Source organism: Streptomyces ardesiacus (assembly GCF_003112575.1).
Lineage (GTDB): Bacteria > Actinomycetota > Actinomycetes > Streptomycetales > Streptomycetaceae > Streptomyces > Streptomyces ardesiacus.
In genome coordinates this window covers 248,802-273,474 of record NZ_BEWC01000005.1, presented here as the reverse complement: position 1 = coordinate 273,474, position 24,673 = coordinate 248,802, and the positions used below count along the sequence as shown (strand labels likewise).

The following is a 24,673-nucleotide window of genomic DNA, read 5'->3' as shown; positions in this document are numbered from 1 at the left end:
CCCCGAGGCCGGTCCGGCGGGAGCCGCCCGCCCCTCGGCCGGTCCCCTACGGGGCCAGGAACTGCGACGTGGAGAACGTGACCGCGGCCCGTGCCGTCACCAGGTCCTCCGCCGAGCCCCGGTGGACCTCGACGGTGTCCTGCGTGTCGCCCCGGTGGGTGCGCAGCACCAGGTCGGCGAGGCCGTCGCCGTCGAAGTCGCCGGCCGCCAGCACCCGCGTGGTGCCCGTCGTCGCCGGCCGTACCGCGACCGCGCCCCGGGCGGTGGGACCGGCCGCGCGGCCCGGGTGGACCCGCACGCCGGAGCCGCTGGAGACCAGTTCGCTCAGGCCGTCCCCGTCGAAGTCGGCGGCGTCGAGCATCGAGCCCGGGGTGCCGAGGGTGCCGCGGGCGGCGGTGGGCAGGTCGTAGCGCATCGCGATGCCGCCCGGGGATCCCACGGCGGCGTCCAGCGCCTTGCCCCGGCCGAAGGCCCCCAGGGCGACGTCGTCGCCGGCGGGGAGGGTGGCCCCGGTGCGGGTGGGGCCGTCGGGGCCGCCCAGGACGAGGGTGGCCCCGCCGGGGCCCGCGGAGGCGCGGACGACGAGGTCGTCGTACCCGTCGTGGTTCACGTCGGCGGCGGGCCCGGTCGGTGCCTCGCCGGCGGAGGGGACGGGCGGGCCGGCCTCGCGCGGGGCGCCCTTGCGGGTGAAGGGGCCGCGCAGGTGGCTGAGGCGGCCGGTGGAGGCGTGGAGGACCAGGTCCGCGGCGCCGTCGCCGTCGAAGTCGCCGCACACGGGACGCTCCGGCCAGTCGTTGCCGTAGCGGGCCCGGTCGGGGACGACGAGCGGGACCGCGCGGCCGGCCGGTCCCGACGGGGAGCCGAAGAGGAGCTGGAGGGGGACGGGGGGACGGCCCCGGCCGTCGTAGGGCGGGTCGGTGGTGACGACCAGGTCGGTGAAGCCGTCGCCGTCGAGGTCGCAGCTCGCCTCCGCCTCGAAGACGGCCGGCGGCCGGCCGCCCACCGGCGCCGCGTACTTCTCCGGGGTGAGCAGCTGCCGGGCTCCGGGCACCAGCCCGCGGGACGAGCCGTAGACGATGCCGATGCCCGCGTCGTCGGCGTGGCTCTCCGCCGTGACCAGGGTGTCGAGGACCAGGTCGCGGTGGCCGTCGCCGTTGAAGTCGTCGGGGACCTCGCTGCCTCCGCCGCGCGGGACGGGGAGCGGGGCGGGGGCCTCGGCGGCGCCTACGGGGGTGGGGGCGGCGTCCTTGGCCGCGTGGGCCGGACCGTGGCCGCAGGCCGTGAGCAGCAGCAGGCAGCCGGCGGCGGCCGTGCCGGCCAGGGTGGTGCTTCTTCGCGGGGGCACCGTTCACCTCGTCCGTATCGACCCGTATCACCGGCACCGGTGACACCGACCGGGTCATGATGCACGGGTTCGACACGTGAGGGCACCCCCGGGTTCGCGGGGAATCCGGGGGTGCCGTCGGGCGGGAGGGGCCGGTTACTTCACCGGCTCCGGGGCCGGCTCGGTCTCCGGCTGCGGTTCGCCGGTCGGGTCGGCCGGGGTCTTGACGGAGTCCAGCAGGAGCTGGGCGACGTCGACGACCTGGATGGACTCCTTGGCCTTGCCGTCGTTCTTCTTGCCGTTGACCGAGTCGGTGAGCATGACGAGGCAGAACGGGCAGGCCGTCGAGACGATGTCGGGGTTGACCGACAGGGCCTCGTCCACGCGCTCGTTGTTGATGCGCTTGCCGATCCGCTCCTCCATCCACATCCGCGCGCCGCCCGCGCCGCAGCAGAAGCCGCGCTCCTTGTGGCGGTGCATCTCCTCGTTGCGGACGCCCGGGACGGCGGCGATGATCTCGCGCGGCGGCGTGTAGATCTTGTTGTGGCGGCCCAGGTAGCAGGGGTCGTGGTACGTGATGATGCCCTCGACCGGGGTGACCGGGGTCAGCTTGCCCTCGTCCACCAGGTGCTGGAGGAGCTGGGTGTGGTGGACGACCTCGTAGTCGCCGCCGAGCTGCGGGTACTCGTTGCCGAGGGTGTTGAGGCAGTGCGGGCAGGTGGCGACGATCTTCTTCGCCGACCTGGGCCTGCGGGACTCCTCGGTGACCTTGCCGTCGTCGTCCATCTCCTCGCCGAAGGCGGCGTTGAGGGACATGACGTTCTCCATGCCGAGCTCCTGGAACAGGGGCTCGTTGCCCAGGCGGCGGGCGGAGTCACCGGTGCACTTCTCGTCGCCGCCCATGATCGCGAACTTCACGCCCGCGATGTGGAGCAGCTCGGCGAAGGCCTTGGTGGTCTTCTTGGCGCGGTCCTCCAGAGCGCCGGCGCAGCCGACCCAGTACAGGTACTCGACCTCGGTGAGGTCCTCGATGTCCTTGCCGACGACCGGGACCTCGAAGTCCAGCTCCTTGAGCCACTCCAGGCGCTGCTTCTTGGCCAGGCCCCAGGGGTTGCCCTTCTTCTCCAGGTTCTTGAGCATCGTGCCCGCCTCGGACGGGAACGCCGACTCGATCATGACCTGGTAGCGGCGCATGTCGACGATGTGGTCGACGTGCTCGATGTCGACGGGGCACTGCTCGACGCAGGCGCCGCAGGTGGTGCAGGACCAAAGGACGTCGGGGTCGATGACGCCGTTCTCTTCGAGGGTGCCGATCAGCGGGCGCTCGGCCTCCGCGAGGGCGGCGGCCGGGACGTCCTTCAGCTGCTCCTCGGACGCCTTCTCCTCGCCCTCCATGGTCTTGCCGCCGCCGGCCAGCAGGTAGGGGGCCTTGGCGTGCGCGTGGTCGCGCAGGGACATGATCAGGAGCTTGGGGGAGAGCGGCTTGCCGGTGTTCCAGGCGGGGCACTGCGACTGGCAGCGGCCGCACTCGGTGCAGGTGGAGAAGTCCAGCAGGCCCTTCCACGAGAACTGCTCGACCTGGGAGACGCCGAAGACGTCGTCGTCGCCGGGGTCGGTGAAGTCGATCGGCTTGCCGCCCGAGGTCATCGGCAGGAGCGCGCCGAGGGCGGTGCCGCCCTTCGCGTCGCGCTTGAACCAGATGTTGGGGAAGGCCAGGAAGCGGTGCCAGGCGACGCCCATGTCGGTCTTCAGGGCGACCGTGATCATCCAGATGAAGGAGGTGGCGATCTTCAGGCCGGCGAAGAAGTAGACGAGGTTCTGCAGCGTGCCGGTGTCCAGGTCCCGCAGCGCGGCGACGACCGGGTACGAGATGAAGAACGACGCCTCGTAGCCGTCCACGTGGTGGAGGACGCCCTCCAGCGCGTGCAGCATGAAGATGCAGACGCCCACGACGAGGATGACGGCCTCGACGAAGTACGCCTGGCCGAAGTTGGAGCCTGCGAAGCGGGACTTGCGGCCCGGCTTGCGCGGGTGGCTGAGCTGCCGGATCACGATCAGGGCCAGGATGCCGAGCACGGTCATGGTGCCGATGAACTCGACGAAGACGTTGTACGGCGCCCAGTCGCCGATGACCGGCAGGATCCAGTCGGCCTGGAAGAGCTGGCCGACGGCGTTGACGATGGTCAGCAGCAGGGAGAAGAAGCCCACCGCGACGAACCAGTGCGCCACACCGACGATGCCCCAGCGGTTCATCCGGGTGTGGCCGAGGAACTCCCTGACCACGGTGACGGTGCGGTCCACGGGGTCGTTGGTCCGCGTTCCGGCCGGCACCGGCTGGCCCAGCCGCATGTAGGTGACGATCTGCAGGACGGCGCGGCCGAACAGTGCGACGCCGACCACGATCAGGACCAGCGACACGATGATCGCGGCGAGTTGCATTTGGGGGCTCCTCGGGCCTGCGAGGTTACGAGGGGGCGGTATTACTAAGCGGTAACTTATTGAGTCCGTTCGAGACTACCCCCATCCTTTGCCGCACTGTAGTCGGACGTGCGGTGATCTGCGTCGCTGAGGCCACCCTGACCCGCCGGGGCCGGGAGTCCCGGGCGACGCGTTCGTTCCGTGGGCGATTTTTCCGGTTCGTCGAGCCGGTGGCGACGGGAATGTGCAGCTCAGCGCGCCGTTGCGCGTAAGGAGCGGATAAGAGTTGAGTCTGCCCGGCTCACCTCTGTTGACCCGGTGCCGGGCGTCATGCACACTTGAGCCTGTTCCACTCAAGTCGCTGGAGGTTATTCACCATGGCACGTGCGGTCGGCATCGACCTGGGCACGACTAACTCCGTCGTCAGCGTTCTGGAGGGCGGCGAGCCCACCGTCATCACCAACGCCGAGGGCGCCAGGACCACGCCGTCCGTCGTCGCCTTCGCCAAGAACGGTGAGGTGCTCGTCGGCGAGGTCGCCAAGCGCCAGGCGGTCACGAACGTCGACAGGACCATCCGCTCGGTCAAGCGCCACATGGGCACCGACTGGAAGGTCAACCTGGACGGCAAGGACTTCAACCCGCAGCAGATCAGCGCCTTCGTGCTGCAGAAGCTGAAGCGGGACGCCGAGTCCTACCTGGGCGAGAAGGTGACCGACGCGGTCATCACCGTCCCGGCGTACTTCAACGACGCCGAGCGCCAGGCCACCAAGGAGGCCGGTGAGATCGCGGGCCTCAACGTCCTGCGCATCGTCAACGAGCCGACGGCCGCCGCGCTGGCGTACGGCCTGGACAAGGACGAGCAGGTCATCCTGGTCTTCGACCTCGGTGGCGGTACGTTCGACGTCTCGCTGCTGGAGATCGGCGACGGCGTCGTCGAGGTGAAGGCCACCAACGGCGACAACAACCTCGGTGGTGACGACTGGGACCAGCGGGTCGTCGACTACCTGGTCAAGCAGTTCCAGTCCGGCCACGGCGTGGACCTGGCCAAGGACAAGATGGCCCTCCAGCGTCTGCGCGAGGCGGCCGAGAAGGCCAAGATCGAGCTGTCCTCGTCCACCGAGACCACGATCAACCTCCCCTACATCACGGCCTCCGCCGAGGGCCCGCTGCACCTGGACGAGAAGCTCACCCGCGCCCAGTTCCAGCAGCTCACCTCCGACCTGCTGGAGCGCTGCAAGACGCCGTTCCACAACGTCATCAAGGACGCCGGCATCCAGCTCTCCGAGATCGACCACGTCGTTCTCGTCGGTGGCTCCACCCGTATGCCCGCCGTCGCCGACCTGGTCAAGGAGATGACCGGCGGCAAGGAGGCCAACAAGGGCGTCAACCCGGACGAGGTCGTCTCCATCGGCGCCGCCCTGCAGGCCGGTGTCCTCAAGGGCGAGGTCAAGGACGTCCTGCTGCTCGACGTCACCCCGCTGTCCCTCGGCATCGAGACCAAGGGCGGCATCATGACCAAGCTGATCGAGCGGAACACGACGATCCCGACCAAGCGCTCGGAGATCTTCACCACCGCCGAGGACAACCAGCCCTCCGTGCAGATCCAGGTCTACCAGGGCGAGCGCGAGATCGCGGCGTACAACAAGAAGCTCGGGATGTTCGAGCTGACCGGTCTGCCGCCGGCGCCCCGCGGCGTCCCGCAGATCGAGGTCTCCTTCGACATCGACGCCAACGGCATCATGCACGTGACCGCGAAGGACCTGGGCACGGGCAAGGAGCAGAAGATGACCGTCACCGGCGGCTCCTCGCTGCCGAAGGACGAGGTCGACCGGATGCGCCAGGAGGCCGAGAAGTACGCGGAGGAGGACCACGCCCGCCGCGAGGCCGCCGAGTCCCGCAACCAGGGCGAGCAGCTCGTCTACCAGACGGAGAAGTTCCTCAAGGACAACGAGGACAAGGTCCCCGGCGAGGTGAAGACCGAGGTCGAGTCCGCCGTCGCCGAGCTGAAGGAGAAGCTCAAGGGCGAGGACACCGCCGAGATCCGCACCGCGACCGAGAAGGTCGCCGCCGTCTCGCAGAAGCTGGGCCAGGCCATGTACGCCGACGCCCAGGCCGCGCAGGCCGCCGGCGGCGAGGCCCCCGGTGCGGGCGCCCAGGCCGGTGACAAGGCCGACGACGACGTCGTCGACGCCGAGATCGTGGACGACGAGCGCAAGGACGGTGCGGCGTGACCGAGGAGACCCCGGGCTTCGACGAGAAGCCCGACGTCCCCTCTGGCGCCACCCCTGACGCCGCCGAGCCGCAGGCCGCCTCCGAAGAGGGGGCGGCCGCGGCCGGGGACGCGAGCGAGACCGCGGGCCTGGTGGCCCAGCTGGACCAGGCGCGCACGGCGCTCAACGAGCGCACGGCCGACCTCCAGCGGCTCCAGGCCGAGTACCAGAACTACCGCCGCCGGGTCGAGCGGGACCGCGTCGCGGTCAAGGAGATCGCCGTGGCGAACCTCCTGTCCGAGCTGCTTCCCGTCCTCGACGACATCGGCCGCGCCCAGGAGCACGGCGAACTGGTCGGCGGCTTCAAGTCGGTCGCGGACTCGCTGGAGACGGTCATCGCCAAGATGGGTCTCCAGCAGTTCGGCAAGGAGGGCGAGCCCTTCGACCCGACGATCCACGAGGCCCTGATGCACTCCTACGCACCGGACGTCACCGAGACGACCTGCGTGGCGATCCTGCAGCCCGGGTACCGGATCGGCGAACGGATCATCCGCCCCGCGCGGGTGGCGGTCGCCGAGCCGCAGCCGGGCAGCCAGACGGTCAAGCCGGCCGAGGACGCCGCCGAGGCGCAGGACGCCGAGTCGAAGGACGACGGCGCGCACAAGGAGAGCGGTGGCCCGGACGAGGGCTGAGCTCGAAATGAGCAGTAGGGCGCGAGAGGAGGGACGTCGGGGATGAGCACGAAGGACTTCATCGAGAAGGACTACTACAAGGTTCTCGGCGTCCCCAAGGACGCCACCGAGGCCGAGATCAAGAAGGCGTACCGGAAGCTCGCCCGCGAGAACCACCCGGACGCCAACAAGGGGAACGTCAGGGCGGAGGAGCGCTTCAAGGAGATCTCCGAAGCCAACGACATCCTCGGTGACCCCAAGAAGCGCAAGGAGTACGACGAGGCCCGCAGCCTCTTCGGCAACGGCGGCTTCCGGCCGGGGCCGGGCGCGGGCGGCGGCACCTTCAACTTCGACCTGGGCGACCTCTTCGGAGGCGGTGCCCAGGGCGGGGGCCAGGGCGCCGGCGGCTTCGGCGGCGGCCTCGGGGACGTCTTCGGCGGCCTGTTCAACCGCACCGGCGGTGGACCGGGCGCCGGCACGCGTACGCAGCCGCGGCGCGGTCAGGACATCGAGTCCGAGGTCACCCTCAGCTTCACCGAGGCGATCGAGGGCGCGACCGTGCCGCTCAGGATGTCCTCGCAGGCCCCCTGCAAGGCCTGTTCGGGCACCGGCGACAAGCACGGCACGCCGCGCGTGTGCCCCACCTGCGTCGGCACCGGGCAGGTCGCCCGGGGCTCGGGCGGCGGCTTCTCGCTCACCGACCCGTGCCCGGACTGCAAGGGCCGCGGCCTGATCGCCGAGGACCCCTGCGACGTCTGCAAGGGCTCCGGACGTGCCAAGTCCTCGCGGACGATGCAGGTCCGTATCCCCGCCGGGGTCTCGGACGGGCAGCGCATCCGGCTGCGCGGCAAGGGCACGCCGGGCGAGCGGGGCGGTCCGGCGGGCGACCTGTACGTGGTCGTGCACGTCAAGGAGCACCCCGTCTTCGGCCGCAGGGGCGACAACCTCACCGTCACCGTCCCGGTCACCTACGCCGAGGCGGCCCTCGGCGGGGAGGTCCGGGTCCCGACCCTGGGCGGTCCGCCCGTCACGCTGAAGCTTCCGGCGGGCACGCCGGGCGGCCGTACGATGCGGGCCCGGGGCAAGGGCGCGGTCCGCAAGGACGGCACTCGCGGCGACCTCCTGGTCACCGTGGAGGTGAGTGTTCCGAAGGACCTGACGGGGAAGGCTCGTGACGCGCTGGAGGCGTATCGCGAGGCGACCGCGGGTGAGGATCCGCGGGCGGAGTTGTTCCAGGCCGCGAAGGGAGCTTGACGGGAATGGACGGTCGTCGACGCAATCCGTACGAACTGACCGAGGACACCCCGGTCTACGTCATCTCGGTGGCGGCCCAGCTCTCCGGACTGCACCCGCAGACGCTGCGGCAGTACGACCGCCTCGGCCTGGTCTCCCCGGACCGTACTCCCGGCCGCGGCCGGCGCTACTCGGCCCGCGACATCGAACTGCTCCGTCAGGTCCAGCAGTTGTCGCAGGACGAGGGCATCAATCTGGCCGGAATCAAGCGCATCATCGAGCTGGAGAACCAGGTCGCCGCGCTCCAGGCCAGGGCGGCCGAGCTGGCCGCCGCGCTCGACGGCGCGGCCACGGCGATGCGTCAGCGCGAGGCCGCGGTGCACGCGTCGTACCGCCGTGACCTGGTTCCCTACCAAGAGGTACAGCAGACCAGCGCGTTGGTGGTCTGGCGCCCCAAGCGCCACGGACAGACCCCGGACTGACCGGAGCGCCCTGGCGGCACAAGGGAAAACGGCATCGACAGCCCCGGAGGACCCACCGTCCTCCGGGGCTGATTCGCAACGGTGCAGTCTCATTGGTCTAGTACTTCTTGACGATTTGGTGAAGAGAGCGTTGGCTTCCTTCACCGGGGGTTGCCGGGGGTCCCCGGGGCCACCGGGGTCACCCGGGTTCACCCGGTTCACCAACCACACCCGTGTGTCGGAAGGCAAGCGCAGTGAGTAGCCGTCCCCGTCGTATCGCCATATCCGTGGCCGCGTCCCTGCTGACCGTCTCGCTGGCCTCCTGCGGTGTGCTGGGGGCGTCGGAGGACAGTGGCGACGCGAGCCCGGCCAAGGGCAACGACATCACCGCCGGCCTGCTGCTGCCGGAGAAGGAGAACACGCGCTACGAGCTGTTCGACTACCCCTTCTTCAAGGCGAAGTTCGGCGAGCTCACGCGCGACGCGGGCAACGTCAAGTACGCCAACGCCGAGGCCAGCGCCACCAAGCAGGCCGAGCAGCTGCAGCAGATGGTCGACGACAAGGTCGACGTGATCGTGCTGGACGCGGTCGACGCGCACGCCATCGCGGACGGCGTGCAGAAGGCCAAGGACGCCGGCATCCCCGTGATCGCCTACGACCGGCTGGCCGAGGGCCCGATCGACGCCTACATCTCCTTCGACAACGAACTGGTCGGCGAGGTCCAGGGCCGTTCCCTGATCGAGGCGCTGGGCGGCGACCCGTCCAGCTCCGACAGGATCGTGATGATGAACGGCTCGTCCACCGACCCGAACGCCAAGCAGTTCAAGGCGGGCGCGCTGTCCGAGCTGAACGGCAAGGTGACGATCGCCCAGTCCTTCGACACGAAGGACTGGAAGCCGGAGAACGCCGAGGCGAACATGACCGAGGCGATCGAGAAGATCGGCAAGAAGAACATCGCGGGCGTCTACTCCGCCAACGACGGCATGGCGGGCGGCATCATCAAGGCCCTGGAGGACGCGGGCGTCACCGACCTGCCCCCGATCACCGGCCAGGACGCCGAACTCGCGGCGGTGCAGCGGATCGTCACCGGCGAGCAGTACATGAGCGTGTACAAGTCCTACCCGCAGGAGGCCGAGAACGCCGCGGAGATGGCCGTGGCGCGGGTCCAGGGCCGCGACATCCAGTTCGAGGCGCTCGCCCGCGACAAGGTCGACAGCCCCACCCACAAGGGCATCCCCGCCCAGCTCGTCCCCGTCGTCGCCCTCACCAAGGACAACATCGAGGACACGGTCGTCGCGGACGGGTTCTACAAGGTGACCGACATCTGCACCGCCAAGTACGCGGACGCGTGCGCGGAGGCCGGGCTGAAGTAGCCCGCGCGGTCCCGCTCCCGCGGACCGGGTATTCGGTTGCCAACCGGTCCATTTCGCTTGCCGCCCCGGGCGGAGCCGTGTTGCGGAGCGGGTCCCGGCCGCGCATAGTTGCGCTGCGGAAGAGCCGGAACCGGGGGTGGAATGGGCGATGGCCGGGCACGGGGCTCAGGAACACCCGCACGGGGCCGACCGGCTGTGCGCGGCCGGTGACCGCGTGTACTCCCGGGCCGTGCGGCGCGGGAGGGTGCCGCGCCGTGACGCCGATCAGGTCCCCTGCCTGCTCGAACTGGCCCTGCTGCACCCCGACCCCGACGACATGGACTGGCTGGTGCCGACCTCCCCGCAGGAGGTCATGACGCGGCTGCTGCGCGGGGTCCAGGAGGAGGTCAGCGCCAGTCAGCGGCGGGTGGGTTCGGCCGTGGAGGCCTTCGAGTGGTACGCCGGACTGGGCAGGCTGCTCCAGCCCCCGGCCGGCCCGGAGGGAACGGCGATCCGGGTCCTCGACGGCCTGTCCCGCATCCAGGCCGCGATGGACGAGGCGACGCGGGCCTGTACGACGGAGGTGCTCACCGTCCAGCCCGGCGGCATCCGGCGCGAGCACGAACTGTCGGAGGGGCTGCACCGGGCGCTGGCGCTGCGCGGGCGCGGGGTGCGGATGCGGGACCTGTACACGCACGTGGCCCGGCACGGCCAGGGCCTGCTCAACTACCTGGAGCTGATGGGCGACGCGGTGGAGGCCCGCACGCTGGACGAGGTCGTCGACCGCCTCATCCTCTTCGACCGCACGGTGGCCTTCATCCCCGCCAACACCGACCGCACGATGGCCCTGGAACTGCGCCACCCCGCGCTGGTCGCCTACCTGGTCACCGTCTTCGAACGCCTGTGGCGCCTGGCGATCCCCCTGACGGCGCCGCTCCCCGACACCGGCATCGAGGGCATCTCCCTGCGCGAGCAGTCCATCGCGGCGCTCCTCGCGGAGGGCCACCAGGACGCGGTGATCGCGGAACGCCTCGGCATCAGCGTCCGCACGGCCCGCGCGCACATCGCCCGCCTCTCGGAGACCCTGGGCGCGGCCAGCCGCACGCAGTTGGGCGTCCGCATAGCCCAGGCCGGCCTGGACGGCTCCCCGCGGACCGCCCCCGTCATCCTTCCCGGTCGAGAATCCCCGACTGCCCGATGAGATAGCCGAGCTGGGCGCGGCTTTCGCTGCCGAGGGTGGCGGCGAGTTTGGCGATGTGGACGCGGGCGGTGCGGACGTTCATGCCGAGGCGGTCGGCGATGTCGCTGTCGGTGTGGCCTTCGATGAGGAGGGCGGCTATGGCGCGTTGGCGGGGGGTGATGCCGTTGAGGGTGGGTTGGTGGACGGCTTGGGGGTGCATGGGGGTGGCGAGGTGCCAGAGGCGGTCGAAGGTGTTGACGAAGTAGGCGATGAGGGCGGGGTGGCGGACTTCGAGGGCGAGTGAGCGGTCGGCGCTGGCGGGGATGAAGGCGACGGTGCGGTCGACGACGATGAGCCGCTCGGTGACTTCGTCGAGGGTGCGGGCTTCCACGTCGCCGGTCAGGTGCTCGTAGCGGGCGCGTGCGTAGGGGGCGTGGCGCATCGTGTGCTGGTACAACGCCCGTATGCGGGCGCCGCGGTCGAGGAACTCCTGGTCCCGCTTGATGGCCCCTTCGAGGATGTCGGGGCGCCTGCTGACGCGTGGGTCGTGCGGCTGGATGGCGAGCAGTTCCGTTCTGCCCTCGGCCATGGCCTCCTCGATGGCCTGTCCGGTCCGCTCCTTGCTGCTGAGGATCCTGAGGGCCCTGGTGTCCTCGTCGGCCGCATGGCGTGTGCCCAGGCGCATGAGGGGCTCGAAGACGTCGGCCAGGCGTTGTCCGCGCCGCCGCTCGTCGGCGATGCGGTCCTCCGAGGAGCGGAGCAGGCGTTGCAGCGCGACGGTCGGTGGGACCGGCTCCAGCCGGGCCAAGTCGTCGACGGCCGGATGGAGCAGGCCGTTGTCGATCAGGCAGGGTGCCGTTGCCGCATAGTCGGCGGGAAGGTGGCCTTCGCGCAGCGCGCGGGCGTAGATCTCCAGTCCCGCATCACACAGCTCCTCCGTTTCGTGGTGATGCACCTCTGGGGTCACGTGGGGCTCTCTTCGTCTGTGGGGATCAGTGATCCTTCTCCAGGATCCCGGACTGGGCTATGAAGAAGCCGAGTTGGGCACGGCTGCCGCTGCCGAGGGCCTGGGCCAGTTTGGCGATGTGTGCCCGGCACGTACGGACGTTCATGCCCAGTCGTCGGGCGATGGCCTCGTCGACGTGGCCCTCCACCAAGAGCTTGGCTATGGAGTGCTGAATGTCGGTGATGCCGTCGGGGGCTGTTTCGTAGGGTGTTCCCACCTTGAGCGGCACGGCACGGGACCACATGAACTCGAAGACTTTGATCAGGTAGCGCACCAGCCCGGGGTGGCGCAGCTCAAGGGCGACTTGCCGGTCCTCGCGCGTCGGTATGAAGGCGACGGTCTCGTCGCAGATGATGAGCCGCTCGACCAGTTCGTCGATGGTGCGCACTTCGACCTTGCCGTTGGCGATCTGCTCCACATAGGCCAGGGTTTCCGGGCTGTGTCGCGCGGTGTGCTGGTAGAGCGTCCGCAGCCGCACCCCTCGCTCTATCAGCGGCCTGTCGCGTTCGAGACCCTTCAGAAGGTTGCTCTCCAGCCTTCGGCCGCCGGGCTGCACGGTGAGAACCTCGGTCTGGCTCTCCGAGGTGGCGAGGTTGAGCGCCGCGTTGATCCGGTCCCTGCCCTCCAGCACTGTGATGGCATGGACGGACGCCGTGCTCTGCGCGCTCACGGCCATGAACGGCTCGAATGCGTCAGCCAGCTGCACGGACAGGCGTCGACGTTCTGTGATCTCCCGTTCGATCGGGTGGAGACGCTGTGCGAGGGCTACCGTCGGAGGGACGGGGCGCAGCCAAGTGGCGTCGTCGGGATCGGGGTGGAGCAGCGCGAACTCCATCAGGCAGGGGGCCGACTCGACATCCGCACGAGCGATGCGTCCGGCGCGCAGTGCGGTGACGTAAATTCTGCTGCCTTCGACGCACAGTTCGGTTATGGCGTGGGGATGTGCCGTTTGTGTCTCATTCGTCCCCAATTTTCCACCCCCCAGGGTCCTGAACATGCAGGAACATGATGCACCGATTGTGTGGCCATGACGTGCCTGAATGAGCCATCGTCTAACCCGACGGGGGAAGAGGAGACCATCGAGTGAGGACGAAGCCGACTATGAGTAAGAGAATGCTTCGCTCGGTACTTGCCGCTGCTCTTTCCGCCGCTGTGGTGTTTGGGGCCGTGAGCGGCCTGGCCGGCAAGTCCAGTGACGTTCGTGCGGGCGCGGGGTCGACGGCGGTGGTCGCGGGCACTGACCGCACCGACGACACGTCCTGGAACTGATAGCCATGACGACACCACCGGACGACCGCTCCTTCCGCCGGGAAATGGCCACCGCCTACCGCTCCGGCTGGCACTTCATCGACCTGGTCACCGCGATCCCGCACGCCGGTGACTCCCTGATGGTGACCGTCTTCGGTGAGCCGGTCGTCGTCACGCTGGACGAGGACGGCGACGTGCGGGCGTACCGGTGTCTGCGGCGGCCTCGGGGGGCGCCGCAGCCTGTGAGGTGTGCCATCCGGTACGGAATGATCTTTGTGAACCTGGACCAGCGGGACCACCGGCTCGAGCAGTCGGAGGTCCCGGAAGTGAGGACCATCTCGGCCACCCCCCGCAGCGCCTGACGCGATTCCCCCGTCGTAACAAATCGCTCAGGTGCTTCCCCCCGGCAGCGGCGTCACCGTGACCTGAACACGGTGACGCCGCTGTCGTATGTGCGGACATCTCACGACACCCGGCGGTCCCACGGCTGGCCGAAAAGGCACGGAGGTCGTGCCCGGCCCGGCAGGCGTCAGCCCGTGGGTACGTTCCGGCTCCTGCCTTGAGTGGGCCAGGCTCAACTTTGTGTACGCTGGACGAGTCAGCACTACGCGAGGAGGAGAGCCAGAACGTGGACGCCGAGCTGACCAACCGGAGCCGGGACGCCATCAACGCCGCCAGCAGCCGGGCCGTGACCGAGGGGAACGCCGACCTCACCCCCGCCCACCTGCTCCTTGCGCTGCTCCAGGGGCAGGACAACGAGAACATCACCGACCTGCTCGCCGCCGTCGAGGCGGACCTCGCGGCCGTGCGCTCCGGCGCCGAGCGCATCGTCGGCGGGCTGCCCAGCGTGACCGGGTCCACCGTCGCGCCCCCGCAACCCAGCCGTGAGATGCTCGCCGTGGTCGCCGACGCCCAGGCCCGCGCCAAGGAACTCGGGGACGAGTACCTCTCCACCGAGCACCTGCTCCTCGGCATCGCCGCGAAGGGCGGCGCGGCCGGTGAGGTACTGGAGGGGCAGGGAGCCAGTGCGAAGAAGCTGCAGGAGGCCTTCCGCAAGGCGAGGGGAGGGCGCCGGGTGACCACGCCCGACCCCGAGGGCCAGTACAAGGCCCTGGAGAAGTTCGGTACCGACCTCACCGCCGCCGCGCGGGACGGGAAGCTCGACCCCGTCATCGGCCGGGACCAGGAGATCCGGCGCGTCGTCCAGGTGCTGAGCCGGCGGACCAAGAACAACCCCGTGCTCATCGGCGAGCCCGGCGTCGGCAAGACCGCCGTCGTCGAGGGGCTCGCCCAGCGGATCGTCAAGGGGGACGTGCCCGAGTCGCTGAAGGACAAGCGGCTGGTGGCGCTGGACCTGGGGGCCATGGTCGCCGGGGCCAAGTACCGGGGCGAGTTCGAGGAGCGGCTGAAGACCGTCCTCGCCGAGATCAAGGACTCCGACGGGCAGGTCGTCACCTTCATCGACGAACTGCACACCGTCGTCGGCGCCGGCGCCGGCGGGGACTCCGCCATGGACGCCGGGAACATGCTCAAGCCGATGCTCGCGCGCGGTGAGCTGCGCATGGTGGGCGCCACCACCCTCGACGAGTACCGGGAGCGGATCGAGAAGGACCCCGCCCTGGAGCGGCGCTTCCAGCAGGTGCTGGTCGCCGAGCCCACCGTCGAGGACTCCATCGCGATCCTGCGCGGGCTCAAGGGCCGGTACGAGGCGCACCACAAGGTGCAGATCGCGGACAGCGCGCTCGTGGCCGCCGCGAGCCTGTCCGACCGGTACATCACCTCCCGGTTCCTGCCCGACAAGGCCATCGACCTCGTCGACGAGGCCGCCTCCCGGCTGCGCATGGAGATCGACTCCTCGCCCGTCGAGATCGACGAACTCCAGCGCGCCGTCGACCGGCTGAAGATGGAGGAGCTGGCGATCGGCAAGGAGACCGACGCCGCCTCCCTCGAACGCCTGGAGCGGCTGCGGCGCGACCTCGCCGACAAGGAGGAGGAGCTGCGCGGCCTCACCGCCCGCTGGGAGAAGGAGAAGAAGTCCCTCAACCGGGTCGGCGAGCTGAAGGAGAAGCTCGACGAGCTGCGCGGCCAGGCCGAACGCGCCCAGCGCGACGGCGACTTCGACACCGCCAGCAAGCTGCTGTACGGCGAGATCCCCACCCTGGAGCGCGACCTGGAGGCCGCCTCCGAGGCCGAGGAGGAGGTGGCCCGGGACACCATGGTCAAGGAGGAGGTCGGCGCCGACGACATCGCCGACGTCGTCGCCTCCTGGACCGGCATCCCCGCCGGACGCCTCATGGAGGGCGAGACGCAGAAGCTGCTGAGGATGGAGGAGGAGCTGGGCAAGCGGCTCATCGGGCAGACCGAGGCCGTACGGGCCGTCTCCGACGCCGTACGCCGCTCCCGGGCCGGGATCGCCGATCCCGACCGGCCGACCGGGTCGTTCCTCTTCCTCGGTCCGACCGGCGTCGGCAAGACCGAGCTGGCCAAGGCGCTCGCCGACTTCCTCTTCGACGACGAGCGGGCCATGGTCCGCATCGACATGAGCGAGTACAGCGAGAAGCACAGCGTGGCCCGGCTGGTCGGCGCGCCGCCCGGGTACGTCGGCTACGAGGAGGGCGGCCAGCTCACCGAGGCCGTGCGGCGCCGCCCGTACACGGTCGTGCTGCTCGACGAGGTGGAGAAGGCGCACCCGGAGGTCTTCGACATCCTGCTCCAGGTGCTGGACGACGGGCGCCTCACCGACGGACAGGGCCGCACCGTCGACTTCCGCAACACCATCCTCGTGCTCACCTCCAACCTGGGCAGCCAGTACCTGGTCGACCCGATCGCCGGCGAGGCGGAGAAGAAGGAGCAGGTCCTGGAGGTGGTGCGGTCCTCCTTCAAGCCGGAGTTCCTCAACCGGCTCGACGACCTGGTGGTCTTCTCGGCGCTCAGCAAGGACGAGCTGAGCCGCATCGCACGCCTGCAGATCAACGGCCTGGCCCGGCGCCTCGCCGAACGCCGCCTCACCCTGGACGTCACCGAGGACGCGCTCGCCTGGCTCGCGGAGGAGGGCAACGACCCGGCCTACGGCGCCCGGCCGCTGCGCCGCCTCGTCCAGACCGCGATCGGCGACCGGCTCGCGCGGGAGATCCTCTCCGGCGAGATCAAGGACGGCGACTCGGTCCGGGTGGACCGCTTCGGCGACGACCTGATCGTGGGCCCGGCGAGCGGCAAGACCCTGTAGCCGCCCCGCCCGCCCCGGCGGCCCGTCCCCCGCGGGTTGCCGGGGCCCCGAGGGGGTACCCGACCGGTCGGATCAAGTCAGCCCAGGGCTGACAGGCCCGCGGCGGGCTTGCCACGCCCCTCCCCGGATGGGGGAGGATGGCCAGATCCGTACGAAGGGAAATTCACGGTGAGCATCGACCCGTCCTCGATTCCGAACTTCGGGGGCAAGCAGCCCGAGCCGCAGCCCCAAGGACCGGCGGGCCCCGTCGTCCCGGATCAGGATCTCGTGAAGCAGCTCCTCGAGCAGATGGAGCTGAAGTACGTCGTCGACGACGAGGGCGACCTCGCGGCGCCCTGGGAGCAGTTCCGCACGTACTTCATGTTCCGCGGCGAGGGCGACCAGCAGGTCTTCTCGGTGCGGACGTTCTACGACCGGCCCCACAAGATCGACGAGAAGCCCCAGCTCCTCGAGTCGGTCGACGACTGGAACCGGCGCACCCTGTGGCCCAAGGTGTACTCCCACACCCACGACGACGGCACGGTCCGCCTGATCGGCGAGGCGCAGATGCTGATCGGCATGGGTGTCAGCCTGGAGCACTTCGTCTCCTCGACGGTGAGCTGGGTGCGGGCGGCCATCGAGTTCGACCGGTGGCTCGTGGAGCAGCTCGGTCTGGAGCAGGAGGTCAACGAGGCGGAGAAGCCGTCCGACGAGGACGGCGAGTAGTCCGCCCCCGCGGCTGAGTCCAGGAGAGCCCGGCACCCCGGACCACGGGGCGTCCGGGCTCTCGTCGTCCCGGTGCGCGTGCTCAGCCCGCGAGGGTCTTCAGCCGCCGCACCGCCTCCTCCAGCACCCCTGCCCGCTTGCAGAACGCGAACCGGACGAAGGGCGCGCCCTCCTCCCGGTGGTCGTAGAAGACCGCGTTGGGGACGGCGACGACGCCCGCGCGCTCGGGCAGCGAGCGGCAGAAGGCGAAGCCGTCGCCCTCGCCGAGCGGGCGGATGTCGGTGGTGACGAAGTAGGTCCCGGCGGGCCGGTACACGCCGAACCCCGCCTCGGCCAGTCCCGTCGCCAGCAGGTCCCGCTTCGCCTCCATGTCCTGCCGGTAGGCGGTGAAGTACGCGTCCGGCAGCGCCAGCGCCTCGGCGACCGCGTACTGGAAGGGGCCCGCGCTGACGTACGTCAGGTACTGCTTGGCCGAGCGGACCGCCGTGAGCAGGGCGGGCGCGGCGGTGATCCAGCCGACCTTCCAGCCCGTGAACGAGAACGTCTTGCCGGCCGACCCGATGCTCACCGTGCGCTCGCGCATCCCGGGGAAGGTCGCGAGCGGGACGTGCTCGGCGCCGTCGAAGACCAGGTGCTCGTAGACCTCGTCGGTGACCACGAGCAGGTCGCGCTCCACGGCCAGCTCGGCGACCGCCGCCAGCTCCTCGCGGGTCAGGACCGTGCCGGTCGGGTTGTGCGGGGTGTTCAGCAGCAGCAGGCGGGTGCGGTCGGTGACCGCGTCGCGCAGCTCGTCCAGGTCCAGGCGGAACGCCCCCTCGTGCGGGCGCAGCGTCACGGGCACGCGGGTGCCGCCGGCCATCGCGACACAGGCCGCGTACGAGTCGTAGTACGGCTCCAGCGCGACGACCTCGTCGCCGGGCTCCAGCAGGGCCAGCAGGGCGGCGGCGATGGCCTCGGTGGCACCGGCGGTGACCAGGACCTCGGTGTCGGGGTCGTAGGACAGGCCGTAGCGGCGGCGCTGGTGGTCGGCGACGGCGGCGCGCAGCTCGGGGACGCCGGGGCCCGGCGGGTACTGGTTGCCGCGCCCGTCGCGCAGCGCCCGTACGGCGGCCTCGCGGACCTCCTCGGGGCCGTCGGTGTCGGGGAATCCCTGGCCGAGGTTGATGGCCCCGGTCGTCACCGCCAGGGCGGACATCTCGGCGAAGATCGTCGTCCCGAACTCCGCGAGCCGGCGGTTCAGGAGGGGGCGGGCGCTGGAGCTCATCGAGGTCATGGCGGCCATCCTGCGCCGAAGCTCTGGACTTCCTCAACTCTGCTTTGGGCCGCCGCGGCGCCGGGCATCTCCCGTTCACGCAGGCGAGCTTCACGGCGTGAACCACAGGAAACCGATACGCGGCGAGGCGTCCGACGGGGGACTGCTTCGGGGGACTTCCGGGCGAGGGCCCGGACGGAAGGAGGGTGGAGCCGTGGTCATGGGCATCATCCTGTTCGTGGTCGCAGCCCTGGTGATCAGGGCGTTCGTGGTACGGCGGCGCCCCTCGCGCCCGGTGCGGACGAGGAGCGGCAGGGGGCCGCACCGGTCCGGCGGGAGCGGGACCGGGACCGTGGGCGGCGGCGGTGACAGCGGCGGCAGCGGCGGCGACAGCTGGTGGGCCGGCGACGGGGGCGACTCGTCCTCGGGCGGCCACCATTCGGGCCACTCCTGCGGTGGCGGCTCGTCCTGCGGAGGCGGGTCGTCCTGCGGGGGAGGGGGCGGCGGATGCGGCGGAGGCAGCTGACACGGGGCAGCTGAGCTTCCGCGGGGGACCGCATCCCGTGCACGGGGCCCACTCCTGGGGCCGGGCCCCGCGCCCCCACGAAGAGCGCCCGCCGGGCCACACCGCCGGTGGGCGCTCGCACGCACCGGCGCGCGCCGTGCGGGCGGGGTGTGCGCCATGGTTGAACAATTGAGCTGTTGAGCCCCCTGAGGGATGGAAACGCCACGAAGTTGGGTAAAAACGCTGTGGCGGCACCACCGTTCATGGTTCGCTCTTGTTCATCAACGCAGCTCCTCGGACGACCTGTTGACCCCCCTCCTGACCGGCCGACTGGGCTGAGCGGGCCGCATCCCCGGCAGTGCCCCGGATGCGCAGGCCCCACACCTTCCTCTCCTTGTGTGCTTGCGGAGCCGATCCATGCTCACGACCCTGACAACCGCCTACACCGACACCAGCGCCGCCGACCTGGCCTGGGCCCTGGGGCGCGAGCCGCTCCCCGCGCTCGCCTGCCTGGACGTGGAACTGACGGACGCGAAACTGCAGTTGAGGCTCCTGGGCGCCTCGCACCAAGTCCTGCTCGAGGAGGAGGGGGGCAGTTGTTCGGAGACGGTGGCGTGCATCCCGGGCAGCAGCACCCCCCTCCCGCTGGGCGTCGCCAAGCGGGTGGGCGACTGGGAGTACGAGTTCGCCGCCCGCGTGGAGGTGCTGACGCCGGGCTCCTTCGCCGGCCGCGCCCAGGAACTGCTCGCCCTGGTCTCCGACCATCCGCACGGCCTGGCCGGGGTCTTCCCGGGCAGTCCGCACGCCTTCACCGCGCTGCTGGCCCAGCGGCACGAGGGCCAGGTGCACTGGCGGACCTGGCACGCCTACCCGCAGGACGGCCAGCTCGTGGCGACCCGGACCCGGGTGGGCGTGCGGACGCCGGCCTCGCAGGCCGGCCGGTCCGCGGGGTGAGGCGGGCGGGCGGGTGAGGTCCGGGCCTGCTTGCGAGTAAGGGCCGGATAAACCTCTGGTGTCCGAAAGAGCCCGAGTTTCACACGTGTGGGTGACGAAGTGTGGTGGTGGTGTGACGTAACGTCACCCCGTGATCGAACCGCACGCGCCCGCCCCGCCCGGCACTCCGCCGTCCTGGGGCGGCCCCTGCGGGCCCGAAGCGCCCGCGTGGCTGCCCGTCCGGCCGGCCGTCGGGCGGCTCCTGGTACTGGCGGGCGTGTTCGTGTGCGCGGCCTGCGGGCTCGTCTACGAACTCGAACTCGTCGCGCTCGCCTCGTACCTGATGGGCGACTCCGTCACCCAGGCGTCCGTCGTCCTGTCCGTCATGGTCTTCGCCATGGGCATCGGCTCGCTCGCCGCCAAGCGGCTGCGCGGCCTCGCGGCGGCCGGCTTCGGCGCGCTCGAGGCCGGCCTCGCCCTCGTCGGCGGCTCCAGCGCGATGGTGCTGTACGCCGTCTTCGCCTGGACCGGCGGCTGGGGCGGCCTGTGGGCCGACGGCCCGCGCATCCTGCTCGTCGTCTTCTCCCTGGTCATCGGCGTGCTGATCGGCGCCGAGGTGCCGCTGCTCATGGAGCTGATCCAGCGGGTGCGCAGACAGGACCCGGGCGGTGCCGTGGCCGACCTGTTCGCCGCGGACTACGTCGGCGCGCTCGTCGGCGGCCTCGCCTTCCCGTTCGTCCTGCTGCCCTTCCTCGGCCAGCTCACCGGCGCGCTGCTCACCGGCACCGTCAACGCGGCCGTCGGCGCCGCCCTCGTCCTCGGCCTGTTCCGGCGCGACCTGACCCGCCGGGCGCGCCGGCTGCTGCTGGCCGTCAACGTCGTCGTCCTCGCGCTCCTCGTCACGGCGACCGTCCTCGCCGACGGGTTCGAACGCGCCGCCCGGCACGCCATGTACGGCCAGGACGTCCGCGTGGCCGTGCAGACCGACGTGCAGGAGGTCGTCCTCACCGGCGACACCGACGGGCGGCCCCTCGACCTGTTCCTGGACGGCCGGCTGCGGGTGCGCGGCAGCGACGAGCGGCGCTACCACGAGGCGCTCGTGCACCCCGCCATGAACGGCCCCCACGCGCGCGTGCTCGTCCTCGGCGGCGGCGACGGCCTCGCCGCCCGGGAGGTGCTGCGCCACCGGGGCGTACGCCGCGTCGACGTCGTCGACCCCGATCCCCAGCTCGCCCGGCTGGCCCGGGTCGACCCCGGCCTGTCCGCCCTCAACGAGCACGTGTACGGCGACGCGCGCGTCCACGTCGGCACGGGCGACGTCTTCCGCCGGCTGCGCTCGACGCCGTCCACGACGTACGACGTGGTGATCTCCGATTTGCCCGACCCGGCCGCCACGGCCAGCACGAAGCTGTACGCGCAGGAGTTCTACCGCCTGCTGCGGCGGGTGCTCGCCCCCGACGGACGGCTGGTGGTCCACGCGGGCCCCGTCTCCGCGCAGCCCCGGGCCTTCTGGACGGTGGACGCCACCCTCCGCGCGGCGGGCCTGCCGGCCGTGGCCTACCGGGTCGGGGCCGGCCCCGCGCAGGGCCCCGACGGCACCGCCGCGGCCCTGCGCGCACCGCGCGGCTGGGGCTTCCTCCTGGCCGCCCGCACGCCCCCCGCGCTGCGCCTCGACCCGGCCGGACCCCGCCCGCGCACCCTCACGCCGCAGACCCTGGCCCGGGACGCCCGCGCGGCGGACCGCACCCGGATCCCCGGGCTGCCGGCCTCCACGCTGGTGCATCCGCGGTACTGAGCCCGGCGCGCGGGGTGCGGCGACCGCGACCGTCCACGCCCCCGTGCGGCGGCCCGCCCCTCCCCCGGACACGGGACGGACCGCCACACCCCCCTGTGGATCGTTCGCACCGAGAACCTACGGCCGCCCCGCGCGTGCCGGAATCCGGCGGTGGGTGGAGACCGGCCCCCACCCGGCGCGGTAGCCGGCCGAAGCCTGCAACTTCCGCGGTACGGCAGAAGGATGACGCGACGCCGGGCGGGCCGACCTACGCTGCGGGAATGCGCCTGCACCCCTTGGTGGCCGACGGCCTGATCGCCGCGGCGCTGACGACCGTGGCGGTCCTGCTCGGCACCGAGGCCGTCGCCCAGGGGTGGCCCGCGCTCGACCCGCTCGCCTGGACGCTCGTCGCCCTGCTCACCCTCCCCCTCGTGCTGCGCACCCGTGCCCCCGTCACCGTCTGTCTCGCCGTCCACGCCTGCTGGGCGGTCTACGTCACGCTCGGTTACTGGCCCGTCGTCGGCTCCTTCGGCCCCATGCTCGCCGTCTACACCGTCGCCTCCCTGCGCCCCGACCGCACCGCCGCCGCCTGCGCCGCCCTGCTCGCCGGGGTCTGGATCTACGCCGGGGTGTTCAGCGGCACCGGGTCGATGGCCTCGGTGGCGGGGCAGGCCGTGGGCTTCCCGCTGGTGCTGTGGCGGTTCGGGTACGTGGCCCGCCGGACGGGCGAGCTGACGCTGAGGCTGCGGGCCGAACAGGCCGACCGGGCCCGGCGCGAGGTCGCCGGGGAACGGGTGCGGATCGCCCGCGAACTGCACGACGTGGTCGCCCACCACATCGCCGTCATCAACGTCCAGGCCGGACTCGCCCGCTTCGTCTTCCACACCGACGCCCGCACCGCGCGCGACGCCCTGGACACCATCGAGGGCGCCAGCGGCGAGGCCCTGGCCGAACTGCGCCGCATGCTGGGCCTGCTGCGGGCCGACGGCGTGCAGGGAGCGGACGGCGCGCCCGCTCCCGGCCTGGACCAGCTCGACGAGATGGTCGCCCGGGTGCGCACCGGCGGCGTGGGCGTCCTGCTGCGCGTCACCGGCACGCCGCGCACCCTGCCGCCCGGCGTCCAGCTGTGCGTCTACCGGGTGGTGCAGGAGGCCCTCACCAACGTGCTCAAGCACGCGCCCGGCACGGACGCCGCCGTGGAACTCGCCTACCGCGCGGGCGAGGTGACGGTGTCGGTGACCGACGGCGGACCTCCCCAGGGGCGGGATCCGGTCACACCTGCCGGGCCGGGCGGACACGGCTTGATCGGGATGCGGGAGAGGGCCAAGCTCTATGGCGGGACGATCGCCGTCGGCCCGCGCAGCGAGGGTGGATTCGGCGTGCGCCTGACCCTGCCGACGCCGGTACAAGCCGCACGCCGGGGAGACACCCCCAGGGAATGACCGACGCAGACCGCCCGCCGGACGGGCCGCTCCCCGGCGCCGCCGGGCCGATACGCCTGCTCGTCGCCGACGACCAGTTCCTCGTCCGCAGCGGCCTCGCCGCGCTGCTGCGCGCCGCCCCCGGCATGGAGGTCGTCGGCGAGGCGGCCGACGGGGCCGAGGCCGTGGCGCTGGCCGCGCGGACCCGGCCGGACGTCGTCCTGATGGACATCCGCATGCCCGGCCTCACCGGCATCCAGGCCACCGAGCGGATCATCGCCGAGGCGGTGGACCCCGCGCCCCGCGTCCTCGTCCTGACCACCTTCGACCTCGACGAGTACGTGTACGGCGCCCTGCGGGCCGGCGCCTGTGGCTTCCTGCTCAAGGACGCCGGGCCCGAGCGGCTGCTGGCCGCGATCGCCGCGGTGCACGGTGGTGACGCGCTGTTCGCGCCCGCGGTCACCCGGCGTCTGGTGGAGGCGTTCACGCGGATGACGGAGGCGGGGCGGACCGACGCCCCGGACGCCGGTCCGCCGCCCGCGCTGACGGCGCTGACCGGCCGCGAGGCCGAGGTCCTGGAGCTGGTGGCCCGCGGTCTGAGCAACGCCGAGGCCGCGGACCGCCTGTTCATCAGCGAGGCCACCGTGAAGACCCACCTCAACCGCACCATGTCCAAGCTGGGCCTGACCAGCAGGGCCCAGGCGGTGGTCGTGGCGTACGAGACGGGACTGGTGACGCCGGGCGGCGCGGGCGGCGGGTGAGTTTGCCCCGACGGGGGGTGCGCCGGGCGCCCGCTGGGTAGGGTGCCGTGACATGGAGCATGAGGTGTTCGTTCCGGTTCCGGCCGAGCGGCTCAGGGACGTGCTGGCCGACCCCGTCCGGGTCGCCCGTGCGGTTCCCGGGCTCCAGCAGGACGCCGGTGCCGAGCCCGTCGCGGGCCGGCTGAAGGTGCGCATCGGCAGTCACTCCATCACCTACCGGGGCTCGCTGCGTCTGTCCGCGCGCGGGGACGGCACGTACGCCGTCGAGGGCGAGGCCACGGAGTCGCGCGGCACCGGCACGGTCACGCTCGCGCTGACCCTCAGCGCGCAGGATGCCGACGGCGGCGCCACCCTCGCCTTCACCGGCACGGCCACCGCGGACGGCCGGGTCACGGAGCTGCCGGAGGAGTCGGTCGGGTCGGCCGTGACCCGGCTGCTGACCCGGTTCGCGGAGAACCTGGGCACGGCGGCGCAGACACCCCCGGAACCGGAACCCCAGCAGGAACGGGAACCCCAGCAGGAACCGGAACCCCAGCAGGGCCCGGAGCAGGAGCCGCACCACACCTCCGTCTTCGACACGGAGGTCCCCCCGCCCTCCCTGATGGACACGGGCGAGGACGCCGCGACCGACGAGGACACCGCCACCGATGAGGGCACCGCGGCCGACGAGGCCGAGGAGGACACGACCGACGGGCCGTACGCCGCCGACGAGCCGGTCGTCCAGCCCCCCGCCGAGGCCGCGCACGCCCGTCGCACGATGATCGGCCGCAGCGCCGAGGAGGTGGACCACGCCCCGCCGCGCGGCCGGTACGCCCCCGTCCCCGCCCCGCAGCCGAGCGCGGTCGGCGCCCCGCTCCGCTGGGCCGCCCCGGCGGCCGCCCTGGTCGTCGCCTCGGCGATCGTGGTGAGCCGCGCCCTGCGCAAACGCCGCTGACCCACGCGGTCGCCCTGCCCCGCGAGTCGCCACGGGCCCGCCACGGGGCCGCACCCGCG

General features: G+C 71.6%; 19 protein-coding genes. 14 read left to right on the top strand and 5 right to left on the bottom strand.

From position 1 onward, the window contains the following. Nucleotides 1-46: 46 nt before the first annotated feature. Nucleotides 47-1,345: an FG-GAP repeat domain-containing protein gene (locus tag Sdi02f_RS17770; RefSeq protein ID WP_108933643.1), complete on the bottom strand. Its 1,299-nt coding sequence runs from the start codon at nt 1,343-1,345 to the stop codon at nt 47-49. A 135-nt stretch (nt 1,346-1,480) separates the two neighbouring features. Beyond that, nucleotides 1,481-3,763, bottom strand: a complete 2,283-nt coding sequence (locus tag Sdi02f_RS17765) for a (Fe-S)-binding protein (RefSeq protein WP_030401429.1) — start codon at nt 3,761-3,763, stop codon at nt 1,481-1,483. A 356-nt stretch (nt 3,764-4,119) separates the two neighbouring features. On the opposite strand from Sdi02f_RS17765, the gene dnaK reads away from it, so the two are divergent. From dnaK to Sdi02f_RS17730, 6 genes are all read left to right on the top strand, one after another. Beyond that, complete coding sequence (dnaK, locus tag Sdi02f_RS17755; RefSeq protein WP_030401428.1) at nt 4,120-5,973, top strand: molecular chaperone DnaK; 1,854 nt, start codon at nt 4,120-4,122, stop codon at nt 5,971-5,973. Continuing rightward, complete coding sequence (gene grpE / locus Sdi02f_RS17750) at nt 5,970-6,644, top strand: nucleotide exchange factor GrpE (RefSeq protein ID WP_030401427.1); 675 nt, start codon at nt 5,970-5,972, stop codon at nt 6,642-6,644. Before dnaK ends, grpE begins: the two co-directional genes overlap by 4 nt. A gap of 42 nt (nt 6,645-6,686) precedes the next feature. After that, nucleotides 6,687-7,877 carry a molecular chaperone DnaJ gene (dnaJ, locus tag Sdi02f_RS17745; protein ID WP_030401426.1) on the top strand — a complete coding sequence of 397 codons (1,191 nt, stop codon included), beginning with the start codon at nt 6,687-6,689 and terminating at the stop codon, nt 7,875-7,877. Between the two features lie 5 nt (nt 7,878-7,882). Beyond that, complete coding sequence (locus Sdi02f_RS17740; RefSeq protein ID WP_030401425.1) at nt 7,883-8,338, top strand: heat shock protein transcriptional repressor HspR; 456 nt, start codon at nt 7,883-7,885, stop codon at nt 8,336-8,338. 233 nt (nt 8,339-8,571) lie between these two features. Then, nucleotides 8,572-9,690, top strand: coding sequence for a sugar ABC transporter substrate-binding protein (locus tag Sdi02f_RS17735; protein WP_030401424.1), 1,119 nt, complete (start codon nt 8,572-8,574; stop codon nt 9,688-9,690). A 148-nt stretch (nt 9,691-9,838) separates the two neighbouring features. Continuing rightward, complete coding sequence (locus Sdi02f_RS17730; protein ID WP_030401423.1) at nt 9,839-10,870, top strand: helix-turn-helix transcriptional regulator; 1,032 nt, start codon at nt 9,839-9,841, stop codon at nt 10,868-10,870. Here Sdi02f_RS17730 and Sdi02f_RS17725 read toward each other — a convergent pair. Continuing rightward, nucleotides 10,833-11,816 (bottom strand): helix-turn-helix transcriptional regulator, encoded by a 984-nt coding sequence (locus Sdi02f_RS17725; RefSeq protein WP_108933642.1) that lies wholly within the window; start codon nt 11,814-11,816, stop codon nt 10,833-10,835. The genes Sdi02f_RS17730 and Sdi02f_RS17725 overlap by 38 nt on opposite strands. A gap of 25 nt (nt 11,817-11,841) precedes the next feature. Continuing rightward, complete coding sequence (locus Sdi02f_RS17720) at nt 11,842-12,852, bottom strand: helix-turn-helix transcriptional regulator (protein WP_108933641.1); 1,011 nt, start codon at nt 12,850-12,852, stop codon at nt 11,842-11,844. A 277-nt stretch (nt 12,853-13,129) separates the two neighbouring features. Here Sdi02f_RS17720 and Sdi02f_RS17710 point away from each other — a divergent pair, with 277 nt between their 5' ends. From Sdi02f_RS17710 to Sdi02f_RS17700, 3 genes are all read left to right on the top strand, one after another. Further along, nucleotides 13,130-13,465, top strand: a complete 336-nt coding sequence (locus Sdi02f_RS17710) for a Rieske (2Fe-2S) protein (RefSeq protein WP_030401420.1) — start codon at nt 13,130-13,132, stop codon at nt 13,463-13,465. Nucleotides 13,466-13,731: 266 nt separating this feature from the next. Further along, entirely contained in the window at nt 13,732-16,329 is a 2,598-nt protein-coding gene (gene clpB / locus Sdi02f_RS17705) for an ATP-dependent chaperone ClpB (RefSeq protein WP_030401419.1), read from the top strand. Between the two features lie 168 nt (nt 16,330-16,497). Further along, nucleotides 16,498-17,034: a YbjN domain-containing protein gene (locus tag Sdi02f_RS17700; protein WP_030401418.1), complete on the top strand. Its 537-nt coding sequence runs from the start codon at nt 16,498-16,500 to the stop codon at nt 17,032-17,034. An 82-nt stretch (nt 17,035-17,116) separates the two neighbouring features. On the opposite strand, the gene Sdi02f_RS17695 is transcribed toward Sdi02f_RS17700, so the two are convergent. Further along, nucleotides 17,117-18,307: a pyridoxal phosphate-dependent aminotransferase gene (locus Sdi02f_RS17695; RefSeq protein WP_031085144.1), complete on the bottom strand. Its 1,191-nt coding sequence runs from the start codon at nt 18,305-18,307 to the stop codon at nt 17,117-17,119. A 901-nt stretch (nt 18,308-19,208) separates the two neighbouring features. Here Sdi02f_RS17695 and Sdi02f_RS17685 point away from each other — a divergent pair. The 5 genes from Sdi02f_RS17685 to Sdi02f_RS17665 all read left to right on the top strand — a co-directional run bounded on the left by Sdi02f_RS17685 (nt 19,209) and on the right by Sdi02f_RS17665 (nt 24,614). Beyond that, the gene (locus Sdi02f_RS17685; RefSeq protein ID WP_030401415.1) at nt 19,209-19,745 is read left to right on the top strand and encodes a DUF2617 family protein; all 537 of its coding nucleotides are present in this window, start codon (nt 19,209-19,211) and stop codon (nt 19,743-19,745) included. 130 nt (nt 19,746-19,875) lie between these two features. Further along, on the top strand, nt 19,876-21,519 hold the full coding sequence (locus Sdi02f_RS17680; RefSeq protein ID WP_108933639.1) for a polyamine aminopropyltransferase: 1,644 nt from the start codon (nt 19,876-19,878) through the stop codon (nt 21,517-21,519). A gap of 260 nt (nt 21,520-21,779) precedes the next feature. Continuing rightward, on the top strand, nt 21,780-22,940 hold the full coding sequence (locus tag Sdi02f_RS17675; RefSeq protein ID WP_167458192.1) for a sensor histidine kinase: 1,161 nt from the start codon (nt 21,780-21,782) through the stop codon (nt 22,938-22,940). Beyond that, the gene (locus tag Sdi02f_RS17670; protein WP_051783396.1) at nt 22,937-23,680 is read left to right on the top strand and encodes a response regulator; all 744 of its coding nucleotides are present in this window, start codon (nt 22,937-22,939) and stop codon (nt 23,678-23,680) included. Before Sdi02f_RS17675 ends, Sdi02f_RS17670 begins: the two co-directional genes overlap by 4 nt. Before the next feature lie 52 nt (nt 23,681-23,732). After that, nucleotides 23,733-24,614, top strand: coding sequence for an SRPBCC domain-containing protein (locus Sdi02f_RS17665; RefSeq protein ID WP_108933637.1), 882 nt, complete (start codon nt 23,733-23,735; stop codon nt 24,612-24,614). Nucleotides 24,615-24,673: the final 59 nt, after the last annotated feature.